The sequence below is a fragment of the uncultured Ferrimonas sp. genome, assembly GCF_947489035.1.
Lineage (GTDB): Bacteria > Pseudomonadota > Gammaproteobacteria > Enterobacterales > Shewanellaceae > Ferrimonas.
In genome coordinates, this window is record NZ_CANLCI010000012.1 from 90,427 (window position 1) to 114,336 (window position 23,910).

Sequence of the window (23,910 nt, forward strand, 5' to 3'; positions counted from 1 at the left end):
GACGCGATGGAGGGCTTATGACCGTACCCAACCGTTTAACCGCAGCACTAGCACAGCAACTGGCAATTACCACCGAAGCCAACGACGGCACCGAAGTGATCATTCGCGCCTCCCACCCAGACGATGCCGCCACGATTGTTGCGCTGTATCCCGAGGTGTCGCGGCGGTCACTCTATATGCGCTTTTTGCGGGTGATCGATAAGCCCACCCTCAAGCAGGTGCAGCGGTATACCAACGTCGATTTCTCCGTTCATCTGTCGTTGATTGTGATGTACGGCGATCAACTTGCAGGCGCCGGTCGCATCATCCGCACCAAACCAGAAGAAACCGTTGGCGAACTGTCGTGCATGATGGTGGATAAGTTTCAGCGTAAAGGGCTGGGGCGTTTGCTGGTGGCCAATATGATTGAACAAGCTCGCGCTTGGGGAGTGACCGAAATCATTGCCCTCGTGCACCCTCAAAATGGACCGATGCTAAGGCTCTTTAAAAGTTTGGGCTACCCCTGCCAAATTTTATGGGAGGAAGGCGATTACATGGTCAGTATCGATAATCGCTCAGCGCCTGATTTCATCGCCAATCCCCCTTACGACGGCGTAGAACAAAGCGCTTAATTGCAGCGCTCAATGTCAGTTAGTGATCAGCCCCACAACTCATTGCCCTGCCCCTCAGCAGCAGCACATTGAGATCGTATGATGCGGGTAATCCCTGATCCCATTGTTGGAGCGGCCATGTCCTCTTCCCCCCTTGCTCAGATAGAACGCTTAATTGATGCCATTGGCACTGGCCTGCACGAACGCCGCGACATTGTAGCGGTGGCACTGTTAACCACCTTGGCAGGCCAAAGCACGTTTCTGCTGGGGCCACCGGGCACCGCCAAAAGTTTACTCGCACGGCGCATTGCCGCCGCCTTTAGCGATAGCCGTTATTTCGAATGTTTAATGAACCGCTTTAGCACCCCAGATGAGGTGTTTGGGCCGGTCTCGATTCAGGCGCTAAAACAAGACCGCTACGTCCGCCAAGTGGATGGCTACCTGCCCGCCGTCGAGTTTGCGTTTTTAGATGAGATCTGGAAATCCAGCCCCGCGATCCTCAACACCTTGCTAACCATCATTAACGAACGCCAATTTCGCAATGGCGATGCCATTATCGATGTGCCACTGAAAGGGCTGCTCGCCGCTTCAAACGAACTCCCCCAAGCCGAACAAGGGCTCGAAGCACTGTACGACCGCTTTTTAACGCGGTTATTGGTTAACCCGACCGAGCAGTGGGATAACTTTGCAGCCCTGTTGCAACAGCCACCGGTTTCCAGCCAGATAACACTGGCCGCGAGCGATCAAATCAGCAGCGCCCAGCTCAGCCAGTGGCAACAACAGGCGCAACAGGTGCAGCTCAGCCCCGACAGTTTGCTTGCCATCAAGCACCTGCGTGATGCCATCGCGGCGTTGGGTGCAGAACACGCGATCTATGTGTCTGATCGCCGTTGGCAGCGAGCCGCGCAGTTACTCAAAGCCAGCGCCCATTGCTGCGGACGTAACCACACCAATCACAGCGATTTGCTGTTGCTGCGCCACTGTTTATGGAGCAACAACCAACAGCAACCATTGCTGTTTGAGCTGGTCGAGCAAGCCATTGCTGCCACGGCATCACCTACTAACGTCGATTTAGCCCAGTGCTACCAGCAGCTAAGCCAATGGGACAGTGAACTGAACCAAGCGCTGTTTTACGCCGAAACCATCTACGACACCCAAGCGTTTTATCCACAGCAGCACTTCTTCGATAACGACAACGAACACCCCATCGAAGCCCGTGACCGCTATTTCTACGTAAAAGCCCAAGCTCGCCACAACAACGATGCCCGCGAGCCCATCTACATCGACTTTTTTGTTCATCAAAGCCAGATGCACAGCCGTCGACCGTTCCACCCTTTTGATCCACTGGGGCCATTGCGGGAAAACGTCCAATGCCAGTTCAGCGATGCGGGGTTGATGCAGATCCGTTACGCCGAATACGGCAATTTCGATACCTCGGCCTATTCGGTCAAACCCTTTAAACCCACCGTGCTGCACCAACAAGGTGACGCGCGCAGCGATCAAGACGCCAGCAGCATCGCTGCCTTGCGCCAGCGCATTGGCCAGTGTCAGCAACAGTTGCAACAAGCGTTAGCGCAAGCCAAGCAGTACCAAACGCACTATCAGGCACAGCCTCAAAACCCCTTTAATGACGCCGCCGCAAACGCCCGAATTGAGCTCGCGTTAGCGCAGCAATACGCCGACATTGAACTGAATCTGTTCCGTTGCGATGCCTTGTTAGCACTGGGGCAAGATTAGATGTTGTCGCAGCTGCAGCAGCACTATGGCGATCTGTTGGCGCAATCACCGGCGCTGCAAGCGCGGTTAAGCACGGTATTGCAACAACTGGAGCAACAGGCACAGCAGCAATTAGCACAAGACAGCCCATTTGCTGCGCTGCAAGTGCCCCTGCAACAAGCCGAAGCGGAACTGGCACAACAGCAAGCCAGTAAGCCGCAAATACAGCGCGATTGGCAGCACTACCACCTTTTTCTTTGCCAACGACAACTGCCCACGAACCAACATTTTTGGCAGCAACAGCTGGCACTGTTATCCACCAAGGCCAGCGCCAACTTGGTGTTGCGGCGGTTAATGCTGCAACAGTGGCGGCAACAGTTTGAACAAAGCCAAGCGCAGTGGCAGCTGCAGCAGCTGACATTAATTCGTCAGCAGCAATGGTTGCAGCTTCAACAGTGGTTGGATCTGTTGGCCAGTTTAAGCCGAGACTTTCATGCGCTGGGGCTTGAGCCCGGCGATCTTATCGATTTCAGCAGCGGCGATCTGCAAGCCAGCGACGTCGGCAAACTGCAACAGTGGGCACATTACCTGCAACAGCAACCCCAGCTGCTGCAACTGTGTATAGAGATCGGCAAGCAGCGAAAACCGGCCTTCAGTGAACAGATAGAGATGATTGCGGTGCCGCAATCGAGTTGGGTTAATACGCCCCACGCCCCCGCCAAAGAGGAAGTGTTTGGGCTGACCCTCGGGCAAGAGATCGCCCACGCCCTGCCCTGTGAATTGGCGCTGCTTGGCGAACCACAGCTGGCTGAATTATTTGATCTAAAATACGCCGAACAGCAGCTGCTCAGTTACCAACTGCGCGGCTGGCAGCCGGAATGGCAAACCAAAATGGTGCTGCAGCCCCACAGCATTACCGTTGAGCAAAACATGGGGCCGATGATCCTCTGCGTGGATACCAGTTTATCCATGCGCGGTACGCCCGAATTGATCGCCAAAGCCGTGACGCTCTATTTGGCCGCCACCGCCAATGCCCAACAACGCGATTGTTACCTGATCAACTTCGCCACCGACATTGACACCCTTAAGCTGGATGACAAAAACGGGTTGGCGGGATTATTGGCGTTCTTAGGGCAATCGTTTTGCGGGGGCACCGATGTTGAGCCCGCGCTCAATCACGGTTTAACGCTGATGACTCAGGGTGAATTTCAACAAGCGGATCTGGTGATCCTGTCTGACTTTGTGATGACCGAACTCTCTGAGGCAAACGCCCAGAGGATGGCGCAGCAGCGGCAATGCGGTAACCGCTGTTATGGGCTGGCAATCGCTGCGATCAGCGACACCCTACCCAGCAACTTACATCTGGATAAGCAGTGGTACTACGATGCTGATAACGGCAGCATTGAATGCTGCGAACAAGAAGCGCTGCCCCTCGATGAGATTCCGCCAGCCCTGATGGGATCCGCGTAACCTCATTGAGGGTGAGCTTGTATTAGTCGGCGACGGTCACGATCACTTCGCCCGCGTCATTGCCGCCTTCAACCCCCATTTGCTTGGCTAACATCTCTTGCATCTGAGTTTGATACAGATAAACCTGAGCCAAAAATTGCTGCTTATCTTGTTTCTCTACCGACGTCGCCATCGGGATCTTGGCGGTAAGGGAGTTCACCGCACGGCCACGAATGTGGAATTCGTAATGCAGGTGCGCGCCGGTTACGCGCCCCGTCGATCCCACCGCACCGATCTTCTGGCCACGCACCACGGTTTGGCCTCTGCGTACATCAATGCGTGACATGTGCAAGTAACGAGTCCGGTATTCACCGCCGTGCTGCAACACCACGTATTTCCCCGCAATCGGGTGGTTTTCCACTCGCTTCACCACCCCATCACCCGCAGCTAAAATGGGCGTGCCACGGCCAGCGGCGTAATCGGTGCCGTTGTGAGGCGAAACGCGCTTGGTTACTGGGTGCAATCGACGTGGATTGTATTTAGAGCTGATGCGGTACGACTTCGCAAAAGGGTGGCGCATAAAGGCGCGGGCCAAGCTCGCGCCATCGGCATCGTAATAGTTGCCATCGCTGTGCAGATAAGCGGTGTGTTGCCAATTTCGGCCTTCAAATTCAACCGCTAATAAACGGCTGTTGCCCGTCGCGTTGCCATCAATACTTTGGTTTTCCAGTAACACCCGCACGGTATCCCCAGCACGTAAGCGCCGGCGAAAATCGAGCTTATCTTTAAACATGGTGTGGATCTGATTTGCCAACGCAGATCGTAAGCCCGCGCGCTGCGCCGAACGAGAAAAGCTGCCTTGGATATTGATGCCAATGCTTTGCGACTGCCACTGGCCGTCGATCAACACTTCATTAACTTCAAACCCTTGCGGCGCTTTGGCAAACACCACCTGATGGCTGCGATCGAATTCAATCTCGAATTTGGTCAGTAAGCCTTCGGCGTCCACCCAAAAGTTCAGTTGATTGCCTGGCATCAAGGTATCCAGCGCCAGCACCGAGTAATCGGCTTCCAGCACTTGATACATCTGCTTTTGGCTTAAATTAAAGCGATCAAAGATGGCGCTAAGGGTATCGCCAGATTGCACCTGATAGCGGTGTTGTGGGCCAAGATCGATGCGAGCCGTTAATTCAAGCGACTCTGCCGCCGCGGCATTGGTCGCATCGATTGCGGCAACCGTTGGCCGCGCTTCATCTGGCTCAGTGCTGCCATCAGGGGGTGGCGCAGTAGCCAGCTGCGGCTCCGTTGCCACAGGCTTGGCCGTTAACCTTGTCACCGAATTGCCGTTGGCGGCTGCGGTGCCAGGTAAAGGTACACTCTGGCGTTGAGTCGCCGAGGATGAATTGCCGTGGCTGGCAACCCCACTTTGTTGACTAAATAGATACCCCAACCCAGCCAGTACCAATAAGCACAGCAGAGATCGCTGGCTGGCGACAGTACGCGGCAAGATCCGGCTCCACAGCGGGGCTTTAGCTGCTTGCCAGCGCCGCGCTTGAGCCTGATGGCGTTTGGTTGCCGTCGAGAAGATGTCTCGTTGCTGTCGAGTTTTCCGCCAATTACGCAACAAAGCTTCAACCTCGGATGAAATAAATGGGGTTTAAAATGCAGAAATGTAATCAACTCGTCAACTTTGGCCCGCGGTTCTTTGAACTTGGCCGCACTTAACGGTTTCCTGCTTTACATCCATCAGGCGACCACTTCGGGCGATAGCCTAACCCTTAACATCAACGATGTTGGCTTAGCCAATTAGCACGATGGCAGCTCACGCTTTCGCAGCAACATATGGGTATAGCGGCCAATCTCGCGGTAAAGCGGTTTACTGCAGTATTCAATTTCGAGCTCGATCAGCCTTGTCAGCTGGCTTTGTTGCAACGACTTATCGCGCAAGTAATCGTGGATCACTCTTACCCCTGCTTGTTCTACCAACTCGAACCCCTGCGCCTGCGCCAAAACCAGCACCTGTTCGTTATGTAACGGGTGTTGCGGCACCAATCGAACCCGTTTGGTCTTCTTGGTCGTCATGGCGGCGCCGAGGTTATCGAAGTTACCCGCAACCAAGTTATGCAACTCCGCCCCTTGGTGGTTGAAAAACGCTAAGGACAGCAACCCTCCGGGTTTTAGATGCTGCTGCAACTGCGCCAATACGGTTTCCGGCTCACTCACCCACTCCAACACCGCATGGCACATGATCCCGTCAAACTGACCCAGCTGATGCTGTTGCAGCTGCTGGATTGGGCCATGAATGTACTCAAACCGCGATTGCAACTGCTGATCCTGTGCCTGCTGCTGAGCCAACGCCAGCATCTCTTGGGACAGATCCGTTAACACAACGTTGTGACCAGCCGCGGCCACTTTACGCGCCATCTGCCCTTGGCCACCGCCGGCATCCAATAATCGCGCCTGCGTCGGCAAGGTCGGCAGCCACTGTTGCTGTAACAGATGCCACAGAACCGCTTCACGCACTTGCCCTTTACTGGTGCCATAGATGTTATTGGCAAATTTAGCCGCGCGGCCATCGAAGTTGGTGTCGCTCATTGCTGTCGGTACTCTCAAAAATGGGGCGCCATTGTGCCACAGATGAACAAACTGCGGGACAGAACACGCCGTTGCTGACCGGCTTACCCTTGCTCTGCTTAGGTTCCATGCCTACAATCCGCCCTCTTTCTCTCCAAATGCAAAATCAAACGCCATGTCTGCCAAAGTCATCTTAAAAAAAGCCCGCGATAAATCCCTGCTTCGTCGTCACCCTTGGATTTTTTCCAATGGGGTAGAACGCGTTGAAGGCAACCCTGAACAAGGCAGCACCGTCGAGGTGTACTCGAAAGAGGGAAAATGGTTAGGCCGCGGCGCCTACTCACCTCAATCGCAGATCCGCGTTCGTATTTGGACCTTCGATCAGCAAGAAACCATTGATTTAGCCTTTTTCCAGCGCCGCTTAGCGCGTTGTCAGGCTGGGCGTGAGCATGTCATTGAACAGTGCGGCCTAACTGGCTACCGCTTGGTTGCTGGCGAGTCCGACGGCTTACCGGGGATCACCATCGACCGCTTTAACAACGTCTTGGTGTGCCAGATCTTAAGCGCAGGCGCCGAAGCACAGCGACATTTGTTGATCGAGGCATTGCAGCTGCAGTTCCCACAATTGACCATCTACGAGCGTTCCGATGTGGAGGTACGTAAGAAAGAAGGGCTAACCCCAACCGCGGGATTGATCCACGGTGAACTGCCACCACAGCCGATGACCTTTATGGAAAATGGCCTTAAGTTGTTAGTCGATGTAGAAAAGGGGCATAAGACCGGCGCTTACATTGATCAACGCGACAACCGCGCGATTGCCGCTAAGTACGTTAAAGATAAACGCGTGCTTAACTGCTTTAGCTACACCGGTGGCTTTGGCACCTACGCCTTGCGTGCTGGCGCGGCTGAAGTGATCAATGCCGATGTCTCTGCCCCAGCGTTAGCCTTGGCTCAAAAAACCGCGGAATTGAATCAATTGGATCTGTCGAAGTTAAATAACGTTGAAGCCGACGTGTTTAAATTACTCCGACAGTATCGCGACAATAAAGAACAGTTTGATGTGATCATCCTCGACCCACCTAAGTTCGCGGATAACAAGGCCCAGCTGGTTGGCGCGTGTCGAGGCTATAAAGACATCAACATGGTCGCGATGCAATGCATCAAACCCGGCGGGATCTTACTCACCTACTCTTGCTCGGGCTTGATGGATGCGCCGCTGTTCCAGAAGATCGTTGCCGACGCGGCGCTGGATGCCGGCCGCGATGGTCAGATAGTCGAAAAGCTGACTCAGGCAGCCGATCACCCTATTGGTTGCGCTTACCCTGAAGGTTTTTACCTAAAAGGATTAGTGGTTCGCGTCTGGTAATGCGGGAATTTCACGCACTTACCTTGCCCCTATTTGATAATTTTTAGCCACTGAATTGTTTTTCATCGCGAAAACATTATTTATCTAATTATTTAATGACTGAACAATGGTAATCAACGAGCTACATGGTATAGTGCAGGTGTCCGTCAAGGGCGAGACCGCCACAATTTGATTTTGAACTCTTCCGCTCAAAAGCTTGTTCTACCTAATTTCAAGCCTTGTCGTCGTGAAGCGCTTCTCACCAAGCGGCCGCATGTGTGGCCTATTAGTGCAAATTGGTGGCGTTTAGTTATATTAGATTTTTGGAGAGATCATGTCTCAAGCAACTGGTACTGTTAAGTGGTTTAACGACGACAAAGGCTTCGGTTTTATTAGCCAGGACAACGGCGGCGGCGATGTATTCGTTCACTTCCGTTCTATCCAAGGCGATGGTTTCAAATCTCTGGCAGAAGGTGCTGCTGTGAAATTTGACATCGAGCAGGGCCCTAAAGGTCCTCAAGCTGCAAACGTAGTACGTTTGTAATAGTTCTCGGGCATTATCTGCTCGTAACTATCTTACTGCGGCGGTTTCGCCGCAGGTTTTATCATTCACGCATTGACGTGAATTAGCACAATTGATTCAGGAGAGACCCATGTCTCAAGCAACTGGTACCGTTAAATGGTTTAACGACGACAAAGGCTTCGGCTTCATCAGCCAAGATAACGGCGGCGGCGATGTATTCGTTCACTTCCGCGCTATCCAAGGCGATGGTTTCAAGTCTTTGGCTGAAGGCCAAGCGGTTAAGTTCGATATCGAACAAGGCCCTAAAGGTCCTCAGGCTGCGAACGTCGTTCGCCTGTAATAACGCCGCCAGTGCACTACGCACGACGAGTTATTGAAAAACCCCGCTAAGGCGGGGTTTTTTGTGTCTGTCGTTTACGTTTAACGTTAATGCAGCTGCTTTTGCGCCACTTGAGCATGGTAGTAGCTCTCGGCTACTTGCTTGGCCATCACTTTGCTTGGCAGGGTCAGTTCGAGTTTCTCATTATAAAACTCGAACACTTCGACCATCAGATCCGGTAACGGGATCACTTCCTCTTCTGCCACTTGTACTGCTATCCCCAAATCGAACGCCACCGCCATATTGCAGTCGCCTATCTCTTCGAGATGCTGTTTATCAACAGAGGCCAACAAACACATCCACATGGTTGCTACTAACCCACTAGGCAGCTGATCCCCGCTGCTGTCTGCGGGCATCGGTCCGGTTTGCAGCGTTTTTGTGATTTCGTCCTTCATTTTGCCTCCCTGGCACGACTTTCCTGACGTTTTTGGTTATTTATTGTGTTGTCGCACGTCAAAATTACACCAGTCAACATGCCATTAACAGCACTGTTTAAAGCCACTTGCGGGTACGGTTAGTCGAACCGGATTTAACCCTAGGCTGGCTTCAAAACTACGGGTAAAATCTGCCAAAATCCCTTTTTGAGTATCCGAACCATGCTGTTTATCTCTGATATTCACGGCTCGTTGTCCGCATTAGAGCAAGCCCTGCAGTGGCAACAGAAATTACAAGCCAACACCTTGGTGCTACTGGGTGATATTTTAAATCACGGCCCTCGTAACCCAATCCCTGATGGTTACGATCCCCAAGGTGTCGCCGAACGCCTCAACCAATACGCTGATCGGATCATTGCGGTGCGTGGTAACTGCGATTCGGAAGTGGATCAGATGCTGTGCCAATTTCCACTTTTGGCGCACTACAATTGGTTACTGCTCAATCAGCGGCGCCTGTGTCTTACCCATGGCCACTTAATGGGGCCGGATAATTTACCGCCTCTGCAGGCGGGCGAAGGGATCGCTTTTGGTCATACTCACTTGCCTGTAGCGCAATGGGTGGATGATCGGCTGCACTTTAATCCCGGCTCGATAACCAGTCCAAAAGGCGGTAATGTAGCGAGCTTTGGGCACTTTGATGGCAAAAAATTCAAAGTGTTAGATTTACAAGGCAACATGATTGCCAGTGCCGATTGGGATCGAACATGACTTATGAGCAACTGATGGCAGATCTGCCAGCCTTCGCCGACAAAGCCGCTAAATTAGCTGACAGATTGGGGTTGGTTCGCGCCAGGCTGCAGGCAGATCACGTTGCCTTGCGGATCACCGAACTAAACCATGCCTTAGCCATCAAGGACGCCCTGCTTGAGCGTGGCCAACTGTTATCAGAGAAAGAGATTAACGGCCGCCCAATTTTGCTGATCCAACTGAACACACCAATGCAAGTTGGCCCGTGGGCGATTGAGTTAGTGGAACTGCCCTTCCCCGATGGCAAGAAGCGCCGCGACGGCTGGGAGCATGTCGAGTTGATTTTGCCATGCGATGCTCAGGATAAAGCCCAGATCCTCACGGCAATCCGTCAAGTACCGGCCATCATCGCCAAGTGGCCGGTGTTATCCGACGGCTCCATCGGTATCGAGATGAAAGCCAGCTGCCCTAAGGGCGAAGATGAACCGGTAACCAACCCAACGGTTGCGTTTCGTCATGAAGGGATCACCGTTAAGGTGCATCCATGGGATATCCGTCAGGTGCTGGGGTTAATGCCCATTGCGGCAGATTAATTCGTTCCTGTTATAACAAAAGCCGGTATATACCGGCTTTTGTGGTTTTAAATACGGCCGCCTGCGCCTGCAACCACTAGCGCGTTGCCAGCACCGCTTGGCGCAGCCGCGCTAATCCTTCAACTAACGTTGCTTTCGGGCAAGCAAAGTTGATGCGAATAAACCCGGCTTGACCAAACTCGCTGCCATCGGATACGCCAAGCCCAAACTGCCGTAATCGCTGTGCTGGGTGCGACCAACCTAATTGGCGGCAATCGATCCACGCTAAGTAAGTTGCTTCCGGCTTATGTACTGTAAGTTCCGGCAGATCCGCCAAGGTTTCAATCAGATAATCGCGATTTTCTGTTAGCACTGGCAAGAGTTGCTCCAGCCACGGTGCTCCGTGTTGCCATGCCGCCGTTAGCGCCGTCATCGCCAGCACATCTGGCGCAGGGGCAAAACCGGCTAACCGTTGCTGCAATTGGTTACGCCACTGGGCATTTGGCACTACAGCAAAGGCAAAAGGCAGCCCTGCTATATTAAACGCCTTGCCGGCGGCGATCAGCGTCACCACGCGCTCGGCCAGTTGCGGACACGCCTTCGCTAATGGCAGGTGGCGCTGGCCATCAAGCACCAAGTCCCCATGTATGTCATCACTGATCACATAGGCATCGTAACGCTCAATCAGCTTGGCCAGTTGCTGATACTCACTGAGGCTAAATGTTTTGCCTATTGGGTTTTGCGGGCAGCACAGCATCACCGTGCGTGCCCCTTGTTGTAACTGTTGTTCTAACTGCTGCAGATCCCAGCCATCGCTGCTCACCCCAAAGGTTGCGCCCGCTAAGCCTAAGTGCTCTGCCACCTGGGCGATGGGGCCATACACCGGTTGTGGCCACACCAGCGAGGTCAGTTGCGGTTGCGATTGCACCGCAAAATTGAGCCCTGGCACCACCGCAGGCAGTGGCACCAGCCACGCAGGATCGATTTGCCAATCCCAACGCTGGGCCAACCACGTCACCGCCAGCTGCCGCAGCGATGGCTCGACCTCGGCATAACCAAACACACCGTGTTCGACCCGATCCAGCAACGCCTGTTTAATCGGATCGGCAATGGCAAAGTCCATATCGGCCACCCACATCGGGATCACATCTTCGCTGCCGTAGCGATTCCACTTAATGCTATCGCCATTGCGACGATCGATTGCCGCAGTAAAGTCGTATTTCATCGCTGTCCTTAATCTCAATTCCGTAAGCGCTTAGAGCCTATTGTTGGAGTCCATATTTAAAGGCGCATTAAGGTTCGCACTTAGCATTACCGTGCCATTGGTGGTACCAGTAGAGCTGGGTCAACTCGCTGCTTGAACCAGTTCATGCGCCAGTCCAAGTGTGGCCCAGTCACACGGCCGGTCGCGCCAACCTCAGCCACGATGTCGCCCTGTTTTACCTGCTGCCCTTCTGTCACCAGCATCTTGCTCAGGTGAAGAAAAGTCGAACTGACTCCAAAGCCATGATCGATGATCACGGTGCCACCAGAGTAAAACAGATCCCCCACCAGCGTAATCACCCCATCCGCGGGCGCAACCACTGTGGTTCCGGTTGGGGCCGCGACATCAACCCCATAATGGGGGCTGCGAGGCTCGCCATTGTAAAAACGCTGACTGCCATAAACGCCGGTAATAGGCCCCTTTAATGGCCAAATAAACGATTGTTGCCAGCTGGTTTGCTGTTCAAATCGCGCCCGTGCAGCACGGGTACGTTTAGCATCGGCCTGAGCCCGCGCAACGTTGTCTGGATCCGGCTTCATTATCCGTTTGGCGATCCCTTCGATGCGTTGAATTTTGTATTCCCGCGGGCTTAATTGGATGTTTTCTTCGCGCATTTTCCCGTCAGCACCAATAATGGTTAAACGCTGCTCTAATGCGGCCTTCCGGCCAAAACCCAACACAAATTTGCCCTCGGCTGTTACGCGAATGGGTTCGTCATTGAGCCGCAGCTGGGCACCGGGTTCGAGCTGGCCACGTATCAAGCTGCCTTGAGTCAAGGTTCCTTGCAGCTCCAGCGATTGTGCTGAAAAACTTAACCAAATCAGTACAAACGCTGACATTATTCGAACCATTGGTTCACTCCTTCGATGGGCATAAAGCTGAGAAACCGTTATTATTACCATCGCCCTATCAGTCAGAACAAGACGTATAACAATATGACCACCACATTGATCAGTAACGCTGAAATTCTTAACGAAGGGATCCGCCAAAGCGGTGATCTATTAATCAAAAATGGCCGTATCGAGCAGATCGGTGGCCAGATCACCGCACCAGCCGGTGCCGAAGTTGTCGATGCCCAAGGGAAGTTGCTTATCCCCGGTATGATCGATGATCAGGTTCACTTTCGTGAGCCAGGCTTGACGCAAAAAGGCAGCATGGCCACTGAATCTCGTGCCGCCATCGCCGGTGGGATCACCTCCTTTATGGAGATGCCCAACGTGAACCCTCAAACCACCAACGTTGAGGCGTTGCAAGCTAAATTTGCCCGTGCTGCTGAGGTATCAGTGGCAAACCACAGCTTTTATCTGGGCGCCACCAACGACAACCTTGAAGTGATTAAGTCGTTGGATCCCAACGCCGCCTGCGGCATTAAAATTTTTATGGGCGCCTCAACCGGCAACATGCTGGTTGATAATGAAGAGACCTTGGCAGGGATTTTTGCCAATGCACCGATCCCAGTGGCAACCCACTGTGAAGACAGTCCAATGATCGCCATCAACGAAGAAGCCGCCCGCGCCAAGTACGGTGAAGCCGTACCAATGCAGTTACACGGCAGCATTCGTTCCCGCGAAGCCTGCATTAAATCAACCAAAACCGCGATGGAGCTGGCGCGTAAGTACGGCACTCGCTTACACGTACTGCATATCTCTACCGCCGAAGAGTTAGCGCTGTTCGAAGCGGGCAAAAAGTTAGATGCCTTAGGTACGGCCAACATCACCGCCGAAGCCTGTGTGCACCACCTGTTTTACAGCGAGCAGGATTACCTTACCCTTGGCAGCCAAATTAAATGTAACCCGTCGATTAAAACCGAGCGGGACCGGTTAGCGCTGCTGGATGCGGTGCGCCGTGACATCATCGACATCATCGCCACCGATCACGCCCCGCACACCTGGGACGAGAAGCAAGGCACTTACTTTAAGGCGCCATCAGGGGTGCCGCTGGTGCAACATGCGCTGCAGTCACTGTTTGAGCACTACCACGCGGGTGAACTCAGCCTAGAAACCATTGTGCAGAAAACCAGCCACGCGGTTGCCGAACGTTACAACCTGAAAGAGCGCGGCTACTTACGCGAAGGCTACCACGCGGATCTGGTGTTGGTGGATTTGGATAAGCCTTACCACGTTAACAAAGACAACTTGTTGTATAAGTGCAATTGGTCGTCGTTTGAGAACACCACCTTGCGCTCAACTATCGCCTCCACTTGGGTGGGTGGCCATCGCGTGTTTGATGGGCGCAATGCCAGCAGCGAAGCCGTGGGCCAAGCGTTAACGTTCAACCGATAATGGTGTGCATCGAACCAGACAAAGAGCGGCTTAGGCCGCTCTTTTTTATTGACTTAACAACCACAAGGCCCCTTGTTAGGGTAGTGATTGTTGAGTTTAAGCCGTGATGCCATCGCCACGCAAAATGCACATAAATATACATAACCTAAAATATGTGCCATTTTGTACATAAATGAACAGTTGGAGCCCCTCATGACCGTTGCCGTGATCAGTGGCGATATTGTGTCATCGCGACAGATGAGCACGCCCGAACTGGATACCACCTTAGCGTTGGTGAGCTCGGTGTTAGCCCACTATGATACGGCGGGAACCAAGCATCACTTTTTCCGCGGTGATGGCTTCCAAATTACCTTACCTAAGCCTTCACTGGCCCTACGCTGTGCCTTGCAGTTAAAACTGACCCTCATTGGCCAGCGCCAACAGAAACAGGGCAGCGATTGCCGCTTGGCCATTGGCGTTGGTGAGATCAGCCAGCTTCGCCGCAACGGAGCCACCTCCAGCGGTGAAGCATTTGAACTGTCCGGTTTAGGCTTAGACAGTTTAAAAGGCAATGAGATCGCGCTGTTTAGCTCCGATCCGACTCTTGCGCCTTATCAGCTGCTGCTGCAGTGGCTCAGTTTTCATCTACAGGGGCTTACGCCAAAGCAAGCGCAGGTGTTGCAACCGTTTCTGTTTGAATCGGTTACCGAGCAGAGCCAACTGGCGCAGCGGTTAGGGCTGGATCAGTCCACGGTTAGCCGCCACTTAAGCCGTGCTGGGGCGCCTCTGTTGCAGCAGTTGCTCAGCCAATTTGAACAGGTACTCAAGGATGATTGAACTGCTTCTGGTTTTGCTGTTGGCGCACGTAATGGCAGACTTCCTGCTGCAACCGGACGATTGGGTTCGTTGTCGCCAACAACGTCATTGGCGCTCCCCTGCGCTGTACAAACACAGTGCCTTGCATGGGAGCTTAACGGTTATCGCCCTGATCCCATTCGTGCCTTGGCCGTGGGCTTTATTGGCTGGGCTGGCCTTAATGTTTGGTCATGGCTTGATCGATTGGGCCAAAAGCTACAGCCAGCCCGGATTAACCAGTTTGCTGTGGGATCAGGCGGCGCATCTGGCCACCATCGCCTTGGCGTGGTTGTGGCTCAGCGAATGGCCGTTGCAACGGCTTGGTATGTGGATGAGCAAGTACGGCGATAACGCCCTGTTGCTGTTGTTGGCTTATGCGCTTTGCACCAAACCCGCTTCGGTGCTGATCAGCACCTTGCTGCAGCGTTGGCCAATTGCAGGCAATCGTAATCAGCAAAGCAGTTTAATTGCCGCCGGAGCCACCATTGGCTACCTAGAGCGCGGTTTAATCTTAACCTTTGTCTTGCTTGACCAATTTGCGGGTGTGGGATTTTTATTGGCGGCAAAAAGCGTGTTTCGGTTTGGGGATCTCTCTAAAAGCAACGATCGCACCCTAACGGAATATGTCATGCTTGGCAGCTTATCCAGCGTGGCCTTTGCCATGGCGGTGGGGATCACCTGCACCGCCTTAATGGCTCAGCTTAACGGTTAATCTGGATTGGTTAGAATGGCTCGATTCGCACCATCACTCGGCGGTTGCGCTGGCGCTGCTGTTCACTGGCGTTGCCAGCAACGTGGCGTTTTTCCCCATGGGCCTGCGAGGTGATCCGCTGTTCAGGGATCCCTTTTTCAATCAGCCGGTCTTTCAATTTCTGCGCTTGCTTACGGGTTAACGCGGTATTGGTTTCTTCGGTACCGTAGGCATCAGTATAAACATCCAACAGCACCACCTCTGAGCTGGGATCCAAGCTTAAAAAGGTGATTACCCGTTCTAACTGCTTCACCGATTCCCGTGTTAATTCACCGTACTTATCGTGGTGCAGCACCGTAAACGAAATATCATCAAAACCATAAGGCAGTAAGCGATCTAAACACTGCACAAATTGCTGGTAGCTGGGGCTGAAGTTCACGGCGGATAAGCCAACCGCAACGGTTTGCTTATCCTGCCAGTCTTGGTAATAAAACGTCGGTTGCATGCCTCGTTCCAATTCATTCAGCATCAACCAAGAATCTTGTTTTCCCAACTCACCATCAAACTGACGATAGAAAGTCAGATCGGTGATCGGCTGCGCGGGTTTGCCCGGTCGCCATGCCGGTGGCACCGATTGCAACTTGGCCGAGGTTTTCGAGTCTGGTTTCCGCAGCATATCTAAGGTGAACTGCATATTCAGTTGCTTAGAGGCGCGACTGACAAATTGTGCACTGCCATAACGTGGGATCTGATGGCTCAGCACACATTGCAATGGGCTGGATTGACTTAAATTCCAGCTGGAATCTTCTAGCCCAGCTTGGTAGTGGCGGATCCCCGCTACGCTATTACTCGCTACCATCATCAGTAGCAGCGCCACCCATCTGTTCATTGCAAACCTCAACCTCTTACTCGTGCCCTAGTTATCGGCGCCAACACCAAGAGCTTTAGGGCGTTTGCTCAGGGCGATCGGTATGTAATAATGGCGCGCTAATCATAAGGCTTATTGAATTGCATGAGCAACACTGAAGACAACCTGTTATCCCAACGATTCCGCGGCTACTACCCCGTGGTTATCGACGTTGAAACTGCCGGTTTTAACGCCCAAACCGATGCGCTGCTGGAAATTGCCGCAGTCACGTTAAAGATGGACAGCAACGGCTGGTTGCAGATCGATCAAACCTTCCATTACCACGTTGAACCGTTTGAAGGCGCAAACCTTGAACCGGCAGCGCTGGAATTTAACGGCATCACCGAACCATTTTCTGCCTTACGGGGCGCGGTATCGGAAAAAGAAGCGTTAACTGAGATCTTTAAAGGGGTGCGTAAGGGCCAAAAAGAAGCCGGTTGTAACCGCTCGATTATCGTTGCCCACAACGCGACCTTTGATCAGAACTTTGTGAATGCCGCCGCAGAGCGCAATAAAATGAAGCGGGTACCGTTTCACCCTTTTGCCAGCTTTGACACCGCCACCTTAGCTGGCCTTGCTTTAGGGCAAACGGTTTTAGCCAAAGCGTGCCGCGCGGCCCACATCCCCTTTGACAATAAAGAAGCGCACAGCGCGCTGTACGACACTCTGCGTACTGCCGAGTTGTTCTGCTTTATCGTTAACCGCTGGAAACAGCTTGGCGGCTGGCCATTAGTGGCAGAGCAAGCTGAAGATCCAAGCGCGTAACTGCCGCAACGGTTCAACAACAACGGCGCCTTAAGGCGCCGTTTTTATACCGGTTACTGCAGTAAAACAGAAACGGGGCGGCCAGATAACTGGCCGCCCCGTTTGACGATTACCTCATTAAGCCCGAAGGGCTTATAGGTCGTCGGTGTTTTGAGACAGGAAGCGAGCAACGCCGTCTGGAGACGCGTCCATGCCCTTCTTACCTTGTTCCCACTGAGCTGGGCACACTTCGCCGTTCTCTTCGTGGAACTGCAGTGCGTCAACCATACGCAGCATTTCGTCGATGTTACGACCCAGTGGCAGATCGTTCACTACCTGGTGACGTACCAGACCGTCTTTGTCTACCAAGAAAGAACCACGGAAAGCCACGCCAGCTTCTGGGTGTTCTACGTCGTAGGCTTTACAGATTTCATGCTTAACGTCAGCAATCAGTGGGTACTTAACTGGACCGATGCCGCCATCTTCAATGGCAGTGTTACGCCATGCGTTGTGGCTGAACTGAGAATCGATAGAAACACCGATTACTTCAACGCCGCGCTTCTGGAACTCTTCAAAACGCTTGTCGAAAGCGATCAGCTCTGAAGGACATACAAAGGTGAAATCCAGTGGGTAGAAAAAGATAACCGCTGGCTTACCTTTAATGGCAGATGCCAAGTTGAAGTCTTCAACGATTTCGCCGTTGCCCAGTACTGCTGCTGCAGTGAAGTCCGGTGCCTGACGGCCTACTAATACGCTCATGTTCCATCTCCAATAGTATGGTTAGATATTCCGTAATGGCTAACCGTTTCGTTAACCTATGCGTGCATTATAAATCGAGTTTTCACTCATACAACCGTTAAAAGCGTCGGCTTTTCCGATTGTAGTGTCAGGGTTTTTGAATCGCTGAATAAGCGCACAGTTTCGGCGCAGATCACTATTTCACGCTGTCCGTGCACCATATTGCAGTTTGCCCTGTGGACACAATGGCTTTTCACCGTAATATGGCTCAGTTCAAAAACAAAGCTCACAAAAAGAAACGAGAGAACCAATAACATGAATGCTGTCATTATCGCCGTTACTCTGATGCTAGGGCTTAGCCTAGTACGAGTTAACGTGGTGATCGCCTTGATCATCTCGGCACTGGTAGCCGGCCTATCCGCTGGCATGAGCCTGTCCGATACCATCTCTACCTTCAACAATGGCCTAGGTGGCGGCGCCGAAGTCGCGCTGGCGTATGCATTGCTGGGGGCCTTTGCGGTTGCCTTGGCGCATACCGGCATTACCGATCTGCTCTCTCGCAACATCATTAACCGTTTAGGGCTGGCGCCAGAAGCCGGTGCCATCAAACACGTAAAAGTACTGTTGCTGGTGGCCATTATGGCGATGGCGGTTATGTCGCAAAACGTGGTGCCGGTGCACATCGCCTTTATCCCAATTCTGATCCCGCCGCTGCTGCACGTGATGGAATCTCTGCAACTGGATCGTCGTTTGGTGGCCTGTGTTATCACCTTTGGCTTGGTCACAACCTACATGGCGGTGCCACTGGGTTTTGGCTTGATCTTCCAAGAAGGGCTGTTGCTTTCTAACCTGATCAGCAACGGCTTGGCCGACACCCTCACCGTAGGCAGCGTAGCCACCGCGATGATCATTCCGGCACTGGGGATGATTGCAGGCTTGCTGGTGGCGGTACTTTACAGTTACCGCAAGCCGCGCCAATACGATGCCGCCAAAACGGCGGCGATGGCACCACAGCATCAAGGCCCGCTGAATACCCGCCGCTTGGTTGTTGCAGTCGCCGCGATTGCCATGGCACTAGCCGTGCAGTTGCTCACCGGTTCAATGATTTTCGGTGCCCTTATCGGTTTTGTGGTGTTGTCGTTAGCGGGCATTGATAAAAACGAGATCAGCGCGCAAGACGCCTTTACCCGCGGCGTGCACATGATGGCCACCATTGGCTTTATTATGATCTCTGCCAAAGGCTTTGCTGATGTGGTTAAGGCCACCGGTGAAGTGCCGCTGCTGGTGGATTCAATTCAAGCCTATATTGGGGATAACAAGGCCCTTGCCGCCATGCTGATGCTGGTGGTTGGCTTATTTATTACCATGGGGATCGGTTCGTCGTTCTCAACCATCCCAATCATCGCCACCATCTACGTGCCGCTGGGGCTCAGCTTCGGCTTTTCCGCTATGGCGATCATCGCTCTGGTTGGCACCGCCGCCGCCCTAGGTGATGCAGGTTCGCCGGCTTCGGATTCCACCTTAGGGCCAACCTCGGGGTTGAATGCCGACGGTCAACACGATCACATCCGTGATTCGGTGATCCCCACCTTCTTGCACTTCAACCTGCCCTTGTTGGTGTCTGGTTGGGTCGCCGCAATGGTGCTGTAACCTTCACCATAAATTGATAGCAAACAGAGACCCCAGCCAGCGCTGGGGTTTCTTGTTTTTCGTGCAACGATGTTTAGCACCACACAGCCCCCACAGTAGTTGCCGCTGTCGCCGCAATTGCAGGTACAATAACGTCACCTTTCGCAGATTACTTCGCTCATGGCCTACACCCTTCGCCCCTACCAACAAGACGCCGTGACCGCGGTATTAGCCCATTTTCGCCAGTACCGTGCCCCCGCCGTCGTGGTGTTACCCACTGGCGCCGGTAAAAGTTTGGTGATCGCTGAATTGGCGCGCTTGGCACGGGGGCGCGTGTTGGTGCTTACCCATGTGCAAGAGTTGGTGGCGCAAAACCAAGAAAAGTTTGCCGCCTTTGGCGAGCACAGCACCATTTATTCCGCAGGGTTAGGCCAAAAGGATACCAGCGCCAAAGTGGTGTTTGCCTCGGTGCAATCGCTGGCAATGGTTGCCGAGCAGATCGACGAAGCGTACTCCATTGTGATCATTGACGAGTGCCATCGCATCAGCCTAACCGACGACAGCCAATACCAAACCCTGTTAGCGCGATTAGGCCAGCTGAACCCACGTTTGTGTGTGCTAGGGCTGACGGCCACCCCCTATCGGCTCGACAGTGGCTGGATCTACCAACAGCACCATAACGGCACCGTACGCAGCACCGAAGCCAAGCCCTTTCGCGATTGTGTGTTTGAACTGCCCATTAGCCACTTGATCAAGCAAGGCTTCTTAACCCCACCCACCATGGTGGATGGCGCCGTCGCCAGCTGGCTGCTGCCTAATGCAGAAGGACAACTGCCGGAAGTAAACCCAGAACTGCGTGGCCGGGCCACCACGTTAATCTGCCAACAGATCGTTGAAGAAGCTCGCCAGCGGCAAGGAGTGATTATCTTTGCCGCAACCGTTCGCCACGGCGAAGAGATCCTCGCGAACCTGCCCGCCACCGAAGCGGCCCTGCTGACGGCGAATACGAAAAAAGCAGCCCGAGCGGCGTTGATTGCCCAGTTCAAAGACAAGAAGCTGAAATACTTAGTAAATGTTGCGGTGTTAACCACCGGATTTGATGCCCCCCATGTGGATCTGATCGCGTTACTGCGGCGAACCGATTCCGCCGCGCTATTTCAGCAGATGGTGGGTCGTGGATTGCGCTTGGCCGACAACAAAAAAGATTGCTTGGTGCTGGATTACGCCGGTAACGGCTATTCCATCTATTCGCCGGAGATCGGCGAGCCGCGCCCCCACAGTGATACCGTGGCGGTGGAAGTCCCCTGCCCTAAATGTGGCCATAACAACGCCTTTTGGGGCCGTAAAGACGAGTTTGATCTGGTGATTGAACACTTTGGCCGGCGTTGCCAAGGCTCCGCGCCCAGCGAAGGTAAGCCGGTTCAATGTGACTACCGTTTCCGCTACAAAGAGTGCCCCGACTGTTTAGCGGAAAACGACATCGCCGCTCGATTTTGTCACCACTGCGATAAACAGCTGGTGGATCCGGACAAGCGCCTGCAAGAAGTCTTAAAGCTAAAGGACTATAAAGTGATCCGTTGCAGCGGCCTAAACCTCAGCCAAAGCAGCGGTAAAGATGGTAAAAGTCGATTAAAAGTGACCTGGTACGATGAAGATGGCGATGAACTTAATCGAACTTTTGCTTTTGACTCACCGGGACAAAAAGGGCATTTTTACCACCAGTTTATTCGGCAACACTTGAAGAATCCGGGCCAACCATTACGGCTCAACAGCATTGACCAAGTGATCCAGAATCAGCACCTTTTTCGCCACCCCGATTTTGTTATCGCGCGGCTGGAGAAGAAACGCTTCTGGAAAGTGATCGAAACCCTATTTGATTACACCGGTCGCTACCGTACAGCCGATAGCGCTGGTTAAGCCCCGTTTTGCCACACTATTTTGTGTTATAACGAGGCAAACCTTACGAAGGAGCACACATGTTTGTTGTAATTTTTGGCCGCCCTGGCTGCCCTTACTGCGTACGCGCCAAAGAGATCGCCGCCACCTTAGAAGAGCAGCGTGATGATTTTAAATTCCGCTACGTAGACATGCACGCGGAAGGCGTCACCAAAGAAGAGCTGGAAAAAACCGTAGGTAAGCCAGTGCACACCGTGCCGCAGATCTTTGTTGATCAAGACCACATCGGTGGCTGTGATGAGTTTGTGGCCTACGCCAAAGCTAACTTAGGCTTGTACGCTTAAACTCTCCTGTCTGCACTAAGCGGCTTAATCGCCGCTTTTTTAATGCCGATAACACAACAAAGCCAGAGCAGATGCTCTGGCTTTTTACGTCAGCAGACTAATTAAAGCGCGTATTAGAACGCGTACTTAAAGGTCGCTTGGAACCGATCCATGTCGCCATCGGCACCGCTGGTCAATTCATTGCTGGCGTGTAAGTATTCCACCCCAACAGTAACCGGCTTGATTGGCGAGTACAGCAAGTTAGCGATGTAGCTCATCGAGCTTTCGTTCATCGCCGCAACCGGCTTGGTGTCGTAATCCGCTTCCAACATCGATACCACAAAGTTAGAACGCAGCTTATCGCTCCACCAGTGCTGGTAAGTGGCGAAGCCAGACACAATGCCGATGGTTTCCATCTTAGCGTTGTCCGTTAATACTGCGTCCACGATGTAGTTCAGTGCCATGTAACGGCCAACACCGTCACCGTAGTTGACCATAAACTTGAATTTGTCTTTGCCCACGGTTGGCACGATACCGGATACCGATACGCCGTAAGCGGTTTCAGTTTCATCCACTTTCAGGCCATCACGAGCACGTGTTTCCTCGAAACTCAGTTGACGCAAAATTGCAGCGGCAGAGATCTTGGCATCACCGGCGTTAAAGTTGTAACGCGCCACCACATCAGGAATGTAAGAACTCGCAGGCTTCAAACGATCTTGTTTCGGTTGACCATCAGCGTTGAGATAAACATCGCGAACCACGGTTTGCGGGTTCTCAATCGATAACTGTAAACCACCGTTGCTGTAACGCACCTGCGCTTGACGCATAAACACTGTGCCTTCACCGGCACCGGTAAAGTCTAATGCTTCCGGCAACGCGCCAGGATTTTGGAACGTTGACCAAGTTTGACCCATCATCCATTTGTCGTAAGAGACAAAGGCATGGCGTAAACGAGGAGAGTAGCTGTTAGAGATCCGTTCATCGCCATCGCTGTGAGTTAAGAAATCCACTTCGAAGAATGACTTCAGCTTATGGCCATTGATATCGGACTTACTGGAAAGGTTAAAGCGGGACTCGCGGGCACTGATGTCGGTAACCAGACCGTCGCGATTTTTGTCGCCACCTAAGAGCGTGCCTGGTACGTAAAAGTCGCGGCCGACGTTATTGTCTGCCGGTGCGCCTTCACTGTAATCAGAAACAATCACATCGGTTTTAACATAGCCACCAAATTTAAATTCAGTCGCTGCTTGAGAAAACGGTACAGCCGCCAAGACTGCTACGGCAACTGCCGCACGAGAAAATGCTGTTGCGTTCATCCAAATATCTCCCTGTCTGTGATGAAACGCCGTCACTATCCGTCAGCTCAAAACCCCTTTCAACAGCTTTATCATTTCATTAACCTTTATCTTTATCGAACCGTGATCAGCTTCTCACTAAATATTTACCCATGCCGACATTTATCGCAACACACGGCAATTTTGAGTCGATTTATCGATTAAACAAAGTTCCGCTCACGCCTTTAAAACCAATGTGTAACACAGGCGTTACTTTATTTTGGCGTGCGTTTACATCCATTCAGAATTCCGCACTGATAACACCGCAAGATTTGGGTGAAAATTACACATAATGCTTTCATTTTCAGCATTTACTTAAGCTGCTGCGTAACCGAACCACCCAGATCGGCCACACACGCATTAACTGAATAGAAATTTAGCCTGCTGCTTAAATAGCCAATCTGCTTCTGCCTTCTCTGCCACTTCGCCGCTATTGGCTTGATGCCACTCAATTACAGCAACGATTGCAGCGATCTTGGTAACCAACGCCTCTAATCCATAGAGATCGGTTTCTGCATCACGTTGTTGCCGCAGCACGCCAAGTTGCCGCTGACGATATTGCAACATAGACACGACATTAGTCTTCTCTTTACGCATCACGACCTCCAGCTTTCCTTGATCTAGATCAAATTTTAGATGGCATTGGTGGTCACAACAAGATCCAATCCGCAGTTTATTAAAATAACGAAGTTCAACTGCAATTGCTGGATATATGAAGAGAAAAGCACCACTGGAACGACCAAGCCGGCTAAAACGTTTCTTTAACGTTAAGTCATCAGTTAAATAATTAATTTGTGCAGCCATGGAGAAGTAATTTACGTCTAAAAATGGCAATAGCGAAAGGGCCTCAAAACAACTATGAACGTTGTTCCGTTATTTCACCGCTAACTCACCATGAGAAACAAGCGACTGGAGAAAAGGTTGTAGTGGTCAACTAAATTTGGCCACGGCTTCGTAAGTTTTCCTGTATCTTCGCTCTGACTCATTGGGCGTTAAACC

General features: G+C 52.5%; 23 protein-coding genes and 1 pseudogene. 15 read left to right on the forward strand and 9 right to left on the reverse strand.

Annotated features, from left to right (window positions below; genetic code table 11):
• Positions 1–17 precede the first annotated feature (17 nt).
• The 3 genes from Q0796_RS09335 (at position 18) to Q0796_RS09345 (ending at position 3,776) form a co-directional block, all read left to right on the forward strand.
• Positions 18–611, forward strand: coding sequence for a GNAT family N-acetyltransferase (locus tag Q0796_RS09335; protein ID WP_298442231.1), 594 nt, complete (start codon positions 18–20; stop codon positions 609–611).
• A gap of 117 nt (positions 612–728) precedes the next feature.
• Positions 729–2,327, forward strand: coding sequence for an AAA family ATPase (locus tag Q0796_RS09340; RefSeq protein ID WP_298442233.1), 1,599 nt, complete (start codon positions 729–731; stop codon positions 2,325–2,327).
• Positions 2,328–3,776 carry a VWA domain-containing protein gene (locus tag Q0796_RS09345; RefSeq protein WP_298442235.1) on the forward strand — a complete coding sequence of 483 codons (1,449 nt, stop codon included), beginning with the start codon at positions 2,328–2,330 and terminating at the stop codon, positions 3,774–3,776.
• 22 nt (positions 3,777–3,798) lie between these two features.
• Here the strand turns inward: Q0796_RS09345 and Q0796_RS09350 are convergent, their stop codons facing one another.
• A complete protein-coding gene (locus Q0796_RS09350) occupies positions 3,799–5,382 on the reverse strand; it encodes a peptidoglycan DD-metalloendopeptidase family protein (RefSeq protein WP_298442236.1) in 1,584 nt (527 codons plus the stop codon).
• Positions 5,383–5,561: 179 nt separating this feature from the next.
• Positions 5,562–6,404, reverse strand: a pseudogene (locus tag Q0796_RS09355) (methyltransferase domain-containing protein); the annotation flags it as partial.
• 100 nt (positions 6,405–6,504) lie between these two features.
• Here Q0796_RS09355 and Q0796_RS09360 point away from each other — a divergent pair.
• The 3 genes from Q0796_RS09360 (at position 6,505) to Q0796_RS09370 (ending at position 8,537) form a co-directional block, all read left to right on the forward strand.
• Positions 6,505–7,695 carry a class I SAM-dependent methyltransferase gene (locus tag Q0796_RS09360; protein WP_298442237.1) on the forward strand — a complete coding sequence of 397 codons (1,191 nt, stop codon included), beginning with the start codon at positions 6,505–6,507 and terminating at the stop codon, positions 7,693–7,695.
• A 313-nt stretch (positions 7,696–8,008) separates the two neighbouring features.
• Complete coding sequence (locus tag Q0796_RS09365) at positions 8,009–8,218, forward strand: cold-shock protein (RefSeq protein ID WP_298442240.1); 210 nt, start codon at positions 8,009–8,011, stop codon at positions 8,216–8,218.
• Positions 8,219–8,327: 109 nt separating this feature from the next.
• Positions 8,328–8,537, forward strand: coding sequence for a cold-shock protein (locus Q0796_RS09370; protein ID WP_298442241.1), 210 nt, complete (start codon positions 8,328–8,330; stop codon positions 8,535–8,537).
• 86 nt (positions 8,538–8,623) lie between these two features.
• On the opposite strand, the gene Q0796_RS09375 is transcribed toward Q0796_RS09370, so the two are convergent.
• Complete coding sequence (locus Q0796_RS09375) at positions 8,624–8,971, reverse strand: hypothetical protein (RefSeq protein ID WP_298442242.1); 348 nt, start codon at positions 8,969–8,971, stop codon at positions 8,624–8,626.
• Positions 8,972–9,172: 201 nt separating this feature from the next.
• Between Q0796_RS09375 and yfcE the strand changes: the two genes are divergently transcribed.
• The gene (gene yfcE / locus Q0796_RS09380; protein WP_298442244.1) at positions 9,173–9,718 is read left to right on the forward strand and encodes a phosphodiesterase; all 546 of its coding nucleotides are present in this window, start codon (positions 9,173–9,175) and stop codon (positions 9,716–9,718) included.
• Positions 9,715–10,290, forward strand: coding sequence for a VOC family protein (locus Q0796_RS09385; RefSeq protein ID WP_298442246.1), 576 nt, complete (start codon positions 9,715–9,717; stop codon positions 10,288–10,290). The genes yfcE and Q0796_RS09385 overlap by 4 nt, the downstream gene beginning before the upstream one ends.
• A gap of 76 nt (positions 10,291–10,366) precedes the next feature.
• Here Q0796_RS09385 and Q0796_RS09390 read toward each other — a convergent pair whose 3' ends face one another.
• Together Q0796_RS09390 and Q0796_RS09395 are read right to left on the reverse strand one after the other, a co-directional pair.
• A complete protein-coding gene (locus Q0796_RS09390) occupies positions 10,367–11,494 on the reverse strand; it encodes a PatB family C-S lyase (RefSeq protein WP_298442248.1) in 1,128 nt (375 codons plus the stop codon).
• A gap of 86 nt (positions 11,495–11,580) precedes the next feature.
• Positions 11,581–12,372: a M23 family metallopeptidase gene (locus tag Q0796_RS09395; RefSeq protein ID WP_298442250.1), complete on the reverse strand. Its 792-nt coding sequence runs from the start codon at positions 12,370–12,372 to the stop codon at positions 11,581–11,583.
• A 96-nt stretch (positions 12,373–12,468) separates the two neighbouring features.
• Between Q0796_RS09395 and Q0796_RS09400 the strand changes: the two genes are divergently transcribed.
• From Q0796_RS09400 to Q0796_RS09410, 3 genes are all read left to right on the forward strand, one after another.
• Positions 12,469–13,815 (forward strand): dihydroorotase, encoded by a 1,347-nt coding sequence (locus tag Q0796_RS09400; protein WP_298442251.1) that lies wholly within the window; start codon positions 12,469–12,471, stop codon positions 13,813–13,815.
• A gap of 192 nt (positions 13,816–14,007) precedes the next feature.
• Complete coding sequence (locus tag Q0796_RS09405) at positions 14,008–14,631, forward strand: ArsR family transcriptional regulator (RefSeq protein ID WP_298442253.1); 624 nt, start codon at positions 14,008–14,010, stop codon at positions 14,629–14,631.
• Entirely contained in the window at positions 14,624–15,361 is a 738-nt protein-coding gene (locus Q0796_RS09410) for a DUF3307 domain-containing protein (protein ID WP_298442255.1), read from the forward strand. Before Q0796_RS09405 ends, Q0796_RS09410 begins: the two co-directional genes overlap by 8 nt.
• Positions 15,362–15,371: 10 nt before the next feature.
• Here Q0796_RS09410 and Q0796_RS09415 read toward each other — a convergent pair whose 3' ends face one another.
• Positions 15,372–16,229, reverse strand: a complete 858-nt coding sequence (locus Q0796_RS09415; RefSeq protein ID WP_298442256.1) for an OmpA family protein — start codon at positions 16,227–16,229, stop codon at positions 15,372–15,374.
• Between the two features lie 123 nt (positions 16,230–16,352).
• Here Q0796_RS09415 and rnt point away from each other — a divergent pair, with 123 nt between their 5' ends.
• Positions 16,353–17,012, forward strand: a complete 660-nt coding sequence (gene rnt / locus Q0796_RS09420) for a ribonuclease T (protein ID WP_298442258.1) — start codon at positions 16,353–16,355, stop codon at positions 17,010–17,012.
• Between the two features lie 132 nt (positions 17,013–17,144).
• Here rnt and Q0796_RS09425 read toward each other — a convergent pair whose 3' ends face one another.
• The gene (locus Q0796_RS09425; protein WP_298442259.1) at positions 17,145–17,750 is read right to left on the reverse strand and encodes a peroxiredoxin C; all 606 of its coding nucleotides are present in this window, start codon (positions 17,748–17,750) and stop codon (positions 17,145–17,147) included.
• Positions 17,751–18,044: 294 nt separating this feature from the next.
• On the opposite strand from Q0796_RS09425, the gene Q0796_RS09430 reads away from it, so the two are divergent.
• From Q0796_RS09430 to Q0796_RS09440, 3 genes are all read left to right on the forward strand, one after another.
• Positions 18,045–19,379 carry a Na+/H+ antiporter NhaC family protein gene (locus Q0796_RS09430; RefSeq protein ID WP_298442261.1) on the forward strand — a complete coding sequence of 445 codons (1,335 nt, stop codon included), beginning with the start codon at positions 18,045–18,047 and terminating at the stop codon, positions 19,377–19,379.
• A 159-nt stretch (positions 19,380–19,538) separates the two neighbouring features.
• The gene (locus Q0796_RS09435; RefSeq protein WP_298442263.1) at positions 19,539–21,275 is read left to right on the forward strand and encodes a DEAD/DEAH box helicase; all 1,737 of its coding nucleotides are present in this window, start codon (positions 19,539–19,541) and stop codon (positions 21,273–21,275) included.
• A 59-nt stretch (positions 21,276–21,334) separates the two neighbouring features.
• Positions 21,335–21,598 (forward strand): GrxA family glutaredoxin, encoded by a 264-nt coding sequence (locus Q0796_RS09440; RefSeq protein ID WP_298442265.1) that lies wholly within the window; start codon positions 21,335–21,337, stop codon positions 21,596–21,598.
• 113 nt (positions 21,599–21,711) lie between these two features.
• Here Q0796_RS09440 and Q0796_RS09445 read toward each other — a convergent pair whose 3' ends face one another.
• Together Q0796_RS09445 and Q0796_RS09450 are read right to left on the reverse strand one after the other, a co-directional pair.
• Positions 21,712–22,893 (reverse strand): DcaP family trimeric outer membrane transporter, encoded by a 1,182-nt coding sequence (locus Q0796_RS09445; RefSeq protein ID WP_298442267.1) that lies wholly within the window; start codon positions 22,891–22,893, stop codon positions 21,712–21,714.
• A 378-nt stretch (positions 22,894–23,271) separates the two neighbouring features.
• Positions 23,272–23,715, reverse strand: coding sequence for a hypothetical protein (locus Q0796_RS09450; RefSeq protein WP_298442269.1), 444 nt, complete (start codon positions 23,713–23,715; stop codon positions 23,272–23,274).
• Positions 23,716–23,910: the final 195 nt, after the last annotated feature.

What these genes read in the sequence shown, in the direction of transcription:
- Q0796_RS09335 (WP_298442231.1), top strand. Translation starts at nt 18, where the DNA reads ATGACCGTACCCAACCGTTTAACCGCAGCACTAGCACAGCAACTGGCA.
- Q0796_RS09340 (WP_298442233.1), top strand. Translation starts at nt 729, where the DNA reads ATGTCCTCTTCCCCCCTTGCTCAGATAGAACGCTTAATTGATGCCATT.
- Q0796_RS09345 (WP_298442235.1), top strand. Translation starts at nt 2,328, where the DNA reads ATGTTGTCGCAGCTGCAGCAGCACTATGGCGATCTGTTGGCGCAATCA.
- Q0796_RS09360 (WP_298442237.1), top strand. Translation starts at nt 6,505, where the DNA reads ATGTCTGCCAAAGTCATCTTAAAAAAAGCCCGCGATAAATCCCTGCTT.
- Q0796_RS09365 (WP_298442240.1), top strand. Translation starts at nt 8,009, where the DNA reads ATGTCTCAAGCAACTGGTACTGTTAAGTGGTTTAACGACGACAAAGGC.
- Q0796_RS09370 (WP_298442241.1), top strand. Translation starts at nt 8,328, where the DNA reads ATGTCTCAAGCAACTGGTACCGTTAAATGGTTTAACGACGACAAAGGC.
- Q0796_RS09375 (WP_298442242.1), bottom strand. Translation starts at nt 8,971, where the DNA reads ATGAAGGACGAAATCACAAAAACGCTGCAAACCGGACCGATGCCCGCA.
- yfcE (WP_298442244.1), top strand. Translation starts at nt 9,173, where the DNA reads ATGCTGTTTATCTCTGATATTCACGGCTCGTTGTCCGCATTAGAGCAA.
- Q0796_RS09385 (WP_298442246.1), top strand. Translation starts at nt 9,715, where the DNA reads ATGACTTATGAGCAACTGATGGCAGATCTGCCAGCCTTCGCCGACAAA.
- Q0796_RS09390 (WP_298442248.1), bottom strand. Translation starts at nt 11,494, where the DNA reads ATGAAATACGACTTTACTGCGGCAATCGATCGTCGCAATGGCGATAGC.
- Q0796_RS09395 (WP_298442250.1), bottom strand. Translation starts at nt 12,372, where the DNA reads ATGTCAGCGTTTGTACTGATTTGGTTAAGTTTTTCAGCACAATCGCTG.
- Q0796_RS09400 (WP_298442251.1), top strand. Translation starts at nt 12,469, where the DNA reads ATGACCACCACATTGATCAGTAACGCTGAAATTCTTAACGAAGGGATC.
- Q0796_RS09405 (WP_298442253.1), top strand. Translation starts at nt 14,008, where the DNA reads ATGACCGTTGCCGTGATCAGTGGCGATATTGTGTCATCGCGACAGATG.
- Q0796_RS09410 (WP_298442255.1), top strand. Translation starts at nt 14,624, where the DNA reads ATGATTGAACTGCTTCTGGTTTTGCTGTTGGCGCACGTAATGGCAGAC.
- Q0796_RS09415 (WP_298442256.1), bottom strand. Translation starts at nt 16,229, where the DNA reads ATGAACAGATGGGTGGCGCTGCTACTGATGATGGTAGCGAGTAATAGC.
- rnt (WP_298442258.1), top strand. Translation starts at nt 16,353, where the DNA reads ATGAGCAACACTGAAGACAACCTGTTATCCCAACGATTCCGCGGCTAC.
- Q0796_RS09425 (WP_298442259.1), bottom strand. Translation starts at nt 17,750, where the DNA reads ATGAGCGTATTAGTAGGCCGTCAGGCACCGGACTTCACTGCAGCAGCA.
- Q0796_RS09430 (WP_298442261.1), top strand. Translation starts at nt 18,045, where the DNA reads ATGAATGCTGTCATTATCGCCGTTACTCTGATGCTAGGGCTTAGCCTA.
- Q0796_RS09435 (WP_298442263.1), top strand. Translation starts at nt 19,539, where the DNA reads ATGGCCTACACCCTTCGCCCCTACCAACAAGACGCCGTGACCGCGGTA.
- Q0796_RS09440 (WP_298442265.1), top strand. Translation starts at nt 21,335, where the DNA reads ATGTTTGTTGTAATTTTTGGCCGCCCTGGCTGCCCTTACTGCGTACGC.
- Q0796_RS09445 (WP_298442267.1), bottom strand. Translation starts at nt 22,893, where the DNA reads ATGAACGCAACAGCATTTTCTCGTGCGGCAGTTGCCGTAGCAGTCTTG.
- Q0796_RS09450 (WP_298442269.1), bottom strand. Translation starts at nt 23,715, where the DNA reads ATGGCTGCACAAATTAATTATTTAACTGATGACTTAACGTTAAAGAAA.